Source organism: Methylobacterium sp. J-026, from assembly GCF_022829585.1.
GTDB lineage: Bacteria > Pseudomonadota > Alphaproteobacteria > Rhizobiales > Beijerinckiaceae > Methylobacterium.
Map to the genome: position 1 here is coordinate 1 of NZ_JAKSYC010000212.1, position 4,925 is coordinate 4,925.

Annotated in this window: 7 protein-coding genes; 4 read left to right on the forward strand and 3 right to left on the reverse strand. The window is 64.0% G+C overall.

Annotation, left to right across the window (positions count from 1 at the left end; translation table 11 throughout):
- Positions 1-90: 90 nt before the first annotated feature.
- Together MKK69_RS18835 and MKK69_RS18840 are read right to left on the reverse strand one after the other, a co-directional pair.
- Entirely contained in the window at positions 91-516 is a 426-nt protein-coding gene (locus MKK69_RS18835) for a hypothetical protein (RefSeq protein WP_243970332.1), read from the reverse strand.
- A 68-nt stretch (positions 517-584) separates the two neighbouring features.
- Positions 585-2,126 (reverse strand): sensor domain-containing diguanylate cyclase, encoded by a 1,542-nt coding sequence (locus MKK69_RS18840; RefSeq protein WP_243970334.1) that lies wholly within the window; start codon positions 2,124-2,126, stop codon positions 585-587.
- Between the two features lie 374 nt (positions 2,127-2,500).
- Between MKK69_RS18840 and MKK69_RS18845 the strand changes: the two genes are divergently transcribed.
- Positions 2,501-2,749, forward strand: a complete 249-nt coding sequence (locus MKK69_RS18845; protein WP_243970336.1) for a DUF6894 family protein — start codon at positions 2,501-2,503, stop codon at positions 2,747-2,749.
- A gap of 159 nt (positions 2,750-2,908) precedes the next feature.
- On the opposite strand, the gene MKK69_RS18850 is transcribed toward MKK69_RS18845, so the two are convergent.
- The gene (locus tag MKK69_RS18850; RefSeq protein ID WP_243970338.1) at positions 2,909-3,139 is read right to left on the reverse strand and encodes a hypothetical protein; all 231 of its coding nucleotides are present in this window, start codon (positions 3,137-3,139) and stop codon (positions 2,909-2,911) included.
- Positions 3,140-3,227: 88 nt separating this feature from the next.
- On the opposite strand from MKK69_RS18850, the gene MKK69_RS18855 reads away from it, so the two are divergent.
- From MKK69_RS18855 to MKK69_RS18865, 3 genes are all read left to right on the forward strand, one after another.
- Positions 3,228-3,452 carry a multiprotein-bridging factor 1 family protein gene (locus tag MKK69_RS18855; protein ID WP_243970340.1) on the forward strand — a complete coding sequence of 75 codons (225 nt, stop codon included), beginning with the start codon at positions 3,228-3,230 and terminating at the stop codon, positions 3,450-3,452.
- 284 nt (positions 3,453-3,736) lie between these two features.
- Positions 3,737-4,090 carry a hypothetical protein gene (locus tag MKK69_RS18860; RefSeq protein WP_243970341.1) on the forward strand — a complete coding sequence of 118 codons (354 nt, stop codon included), beginning with the start codon at positions 3,737-3,739 and terminating at the stop codon, positions 4,088-4,090.
- Entirely contained in the window at positions 4,083-4,658 is a 576-nt protein-coding gene (locus tag MKK69_RS18865) for a hypothetical protein (protein WP_243970343.1), read from the forward strand. Before MKK69_RS18860 ends, MKK69_RS18865 begins: the two co-directional genes overlap by 8 nt.
- Positions 4,659-4,925: the final 267 nt, after the last annotated feature.

The window sequence follows — 4,925 nt, forward strand, 5'->3', positions numbered from 1 at the left end:
CAGGATTTTGCGCATGGTTCACGCGATAGAGTGATTTCTTTCTTATAAGTCCCCGGGACATAGCTTGCTCTGCATCTTGAAGACAGCTCTTCAGGCGTAGGGGCCCCCGAACAGGTCTCCGAGCGCCTTCCGCCGGAACAGCGTGCGCCAGCGTCTCCGCTGATGCTCCGGCCGATCGTGGATCATGTGGCAGCGCTGGCAGAAGGCCGCGAGGTTGGCGTCGGCGTTGTTCGCGGTGTCGTGGTCGCGATGGGCTGCAGCCAACACTACCCAAGTCCGGCGAGCGCGTCCAAGGATGTCAGCCTCCGCAGCTATCCGGATCCGCCTGCCCCAACCGTCGCGCCAGCGGCTAGCGTCCGCGTCCCACCAGCGCCCATCGCCGAGGTGGTAGACCATCCGACCGTGCGGCCGCCCGCAGCTCTCGCAGCGGCCCTGCGCCCGGCCGAAGCGGATCGCCATCGATAGCTCGCGCCAGTCGATCGGATAGAAAGAGCGGTGCTCGGGCCGGATCGGCATGGTGGCGTGACTGTGCCACTGGGTCTGAAGGAAGCGTAGCCGTATGGCGCCGAAGCGGACTGGTACGCTCAGCGCATCAGTCGAAGCGCATGCTTTAGCGGCGTGATGGCCGGATCATGCGGCTTCGCACAGTGGGTCTGGTTCCGCCCCCCAGCTTTGGCTTCATACAGAGCCTCGTCTGCTAAGCGGTAGAGGTCCGCGAGCGCGGTGACCTCCGTGGCTGCCGGTACAGAGGCTGCGAGCCCGATGCTCACTGTTACTGCACCGGCACCGATGCCCGCTGAGCCGACCGCCAGCGCGGACACTTCGGCATGGACTTTCTCCGCAATACGGAAGGCGCCCACCAGATCTGTGTCTGGCAAGAGGACGGCGAACTCCTCACCGCCGACGCGGCAGACGAGATCATGAGGACGATGCACGCTGTCGGAGAGGCATCGTGCCAAGCCCTGGAGCACCTGATCTCCGACCTGATGGCCATAGCGGTCGTTGAAGCGCTTGAAGTGGTCAGCATCGACGATGAGCAGGGACAGAGGTTTACCCGAGTGCCTCGCGCCACCTGATGCCCGGGCGAACGCGTCATCGAAGGCGCGACGGTTCGGCAGTCCCGTCAGGGCATCCGTAAGCGATAACTTGGCGAGTTCGGCTTGTATCACCTCGCGGCGACGCAGCTCCCGCCCGAACAGGAGCGACAGCGCGATGGTGAGGCCACATAGCATCAGCACGATGACGCCGATCGTGAGCGCCTTCACGCGCCAGTCAGCCTCGATCTCGTCCGTCGACAGGGCGACGTTCAGGATCAGCGGCAGGTCGCCGATACGTGTGAAGGTGTAGTGCCGTTCTATACCGTCCCGGGTGGAGGTCTCGACGAAGCTGCCGTTGTGCTCACGCAGGAAGCCCTCGAAGGTCGGGGCACCTGCGATGTTCACGCCGATATCGGCTTCCGAGTAGGGGTGACGCATGACGCGCGTGCCGTCGCGCAGGTACAGGTTGATGGCACCATCCCGGCCGAGATCAAGCTGACTGAACAGCCGCGTGAAATAGGACAGGTTGAGGGTCCCTAACACGATACCGCCGAATGAGCCGTCCGGCTTGTCGATGCGGCGACTGAGCACGAGCATCCGGGCGCCTGTCAGGTGGGAAACCAGCGGCTCGCTGATGACGAGGCCGAGATTGGCCTGAGCCTTATGCGCCTGGAAGTAGGCACGGTCAGCGTTGTTGACATTGCGAGATGGCACTGCACCCGCATCGATGATGCTGCTGCCATTCTCATCTAAAACGAGCATGACGCCCATGTCCTGAGCGGTGGCAGCGCGATCGAACAAGACGAGCTGGCGCAGTTCCGGGCTGATCCGATCGACGCCAGGAGCTTTGAGGTTGTCGACGACAGCGCGCAGCGAGAGGTCGTACAACTCGATGTTTCGGGCGATGTCGTGCTCCAGGACCTGCAGGAGGTTCTTGGAAGTCTGCTCGGCCTTATCTCGCGCGTCCTGGCGTAAATCGAACAGCATCAATCCAGATGCAGCGAGCATTCCGATAGGTGCTAAGACGCCCAAGGCCATCCACGCCCGGGCGGAGCGGAGCAGATGAACTAGCCGGGGAAGCGGGGGCATCACGTATCTCGCCGGTATTCGCCTTTCGTCGATCGTTGGCATGCCAAGATTTAAGGGACCGTTGTCCTGTGTTGCACTAAACGCCCACAGGCGGGATCAGAACGGGTCTTCCACAGCATCGGCAAGGGCTGAGGTAACGCCGTTCTCGATCAGCGGCTGACCCCTGACCCCGGTACTCCCCCGTTACTCCCTATCAGCGGCTGACACGGTCACGCAGAGCACCTGTGGCCGTACTCTGAAAGATCGGGGCTTGTGCTTTGCCCTGTGCGCCCAATTCGGGCTGACGTCGTGCGTAGAGAAGCCCGGGTTAAACAATTTTGAATACACATACCATCGCTGCGCAAACAGATAGGTCCAGCATCACGGGAGGGTGGATGCCACGCTACTTTTTCGACGTTCTGCAGGAAGGGGAGGACGTGACACGTGATCATAATGGGATCGACCTACCCGACCTTGAGGCGGCAAAGATCGAGGCCCTGGAAGTCTGGAAGCGTGTCCTCAGAGAGCGCGCCTCAGGTACCCCTGACCCGTTCCGCTGGCACGTGGCGATCCTAGATGAGAACGGGGCAGCCCTGGCCAAGGTCCCTTACCCCTCCGATCTCGGAACCGAAGCACCACACTGAAGCGGTGGGTTCAGTATCGCTCGCACCTTCAGTGCGTGAGGTGTGATACCCCTGAGCTTGTGGCACATCGGTGGTACTTTGACTGGCCCTCGGTGGTCCCTGGGGGAGGTGCGGCCCTCATGTGAAGGTACGCATCAGCCGAGTACCCCTAAGAGAAACTTAGCCGGCGCCGGCCCAGCCTACCGCTGCCGGAGTTTCCGGCTCTCGGCCAGCCTTGCAGGCGGCGGCCATGATCGCGGTGCGGTCGTACTGGCCGGCAGTGGCGAGGGGGCGGGTGCGGGCGCCGAACTGGATCAGGGCGCGGGCCGAGAGCAGGCCGGCGGGGATTACCGGCTTGCTGTCGTGCAGCGAGCGGGAAAGGCGGGTCCAGGAGACGGTGCGGTGGGGCATGGCGGGCACAAAGTGGTGTAAATCTCACCACTAGTGGTAACGCCGTCACCGGTTTGATGTCAACCACATTCGGTGATAAAATCACCATATGAAGCCGTTTCAATGCCGAATGGCCCGCGCCGCACTTGGGTGGACCACGCAGGATCTCGCGCGCGAGGCCAGCGTGGGAGCCAACACCATCAACCGGTTTGAGGCCGGTCAGGACGCGCGTGTCAGCAGCGTCGATAAGATGCGGGCCGCCCTTGAAGCGGCAGGCGTCGAGTTCATCCCGCAGAACGGCGGCGGGGCCGGCGTGCGGATGCGCCAGCCGTGAGCCGGCGCTGGGCCCGGATCGGCGGCACCGTCTCGCTGGCGGGTTTTACCGTGATCGTCACGGCCCTGGCCGTCTGCGGGCTGGCGGGACTGGTGTGATGGGTGCCAGGATCCGTTTTCAGGGACGCGAAGAGTGATCGCCCGCCGTCTGTCCGCAATGCGTATTGCTATCGTCTTCGTCGGCTCTCGGCGCGCACTTGAGGCTGCAGGCGTCGAGTATGCCGTAGGGGATTGCCTGGTCGCAGCCGCGGTGGCGACCCTGCTCACGGCCTCATGGCAGTCTCCATGAACCCGTTCGCTGGCCTCTGGGACGCTCTGCGTGACGGGATCAAGGCTCTCGCGCCGGCCGGTGACGGGCCGATTGTCATCGCCCTGATATCGGTCGTCAGCCTCGCGGCATTGGCGTTCGGCGCGCCGCGCACCGAAACGCTGCTCGTTGACATCTTGGGACTCGGTGCCTTCTTTGCATGGTCGGAGCGAAAGCACATCTGGAAGCGTCGAGCCGATGAGGCCGAATACGACGCTCTGGAAAAGCGAGAGACCGCCGCCGGGCGTCGCCGGCTGCGCAAGCGAGTGAAGGGGGCCACGAAGGAAGGCGAGCGCATGATCGCGCCCGCCGGGGACGACGCCGATGCCTGAGAATGTCAGCACCACCCTGCTCTTCGTCCTGATGATCATCGTGGCTGCCATCGCGGCAGCCATGGCTGCGATCCGTCAGCAGGAGACCCATGCGCGTCGCGAGGCGGAGATGCGCGAGGCCGTCGATCTGCTGGCCGTGCATGCGCAATCGCTAGCCGCGCTCGACGACGACGCAGTGCCGCCTACTATCGCCGCCTTCGCGCTGTCCGTCAGCGACCTGCTGCACGATGCCGACGACCGGCTGGCTACGCTAATCGCGGCCCGCATTCGCCGCACCCAGCACGAGCGTGGGACCGCTCGTCGGCCGGAGCCGGACGCGGAATCCATGGCGCTGATGGCCGAATTTAACACCCTCCTCGACGAGCGGCCGGATCTCGCGACCGCCTACGTGAAGAGCATCGTCGCCGGCATCCTCTCGTTCGAGCGGCGATACCCCGAATGCGCTGGGGCCTTCGGGTTCGATCTGGCGAAGCTCATCGCCTCCCCCGTGGACGAGGCGGAATTCGTAGTCCGACAGGCGAAAACCCTACGGGATGCCTGGCCCCCGGCGCCCGCGCTCGCCGCCTGAGGATCACCCTTCACATCGGCCGGGCGGCCATATCATCACGGCTCGCCCGGCCAGCCTGTTATCGGATCGGGCGGCGGGGGCGAGCCTGCCTCGCCGATTGTCATCCCGTTGGGGTACCTCCATTCACGGCACCCGATCTGAAACTCGATTGTCTCGCCCCTCGTAAAGGGCAGATGACGCGTCATCCTCGGCTCCCGGTTTCGTACCTTACATCTCTGTCCACTCGTTTGAGCGTAGTGCCCGGCACCGCCCATGCGGGCGGGGTCC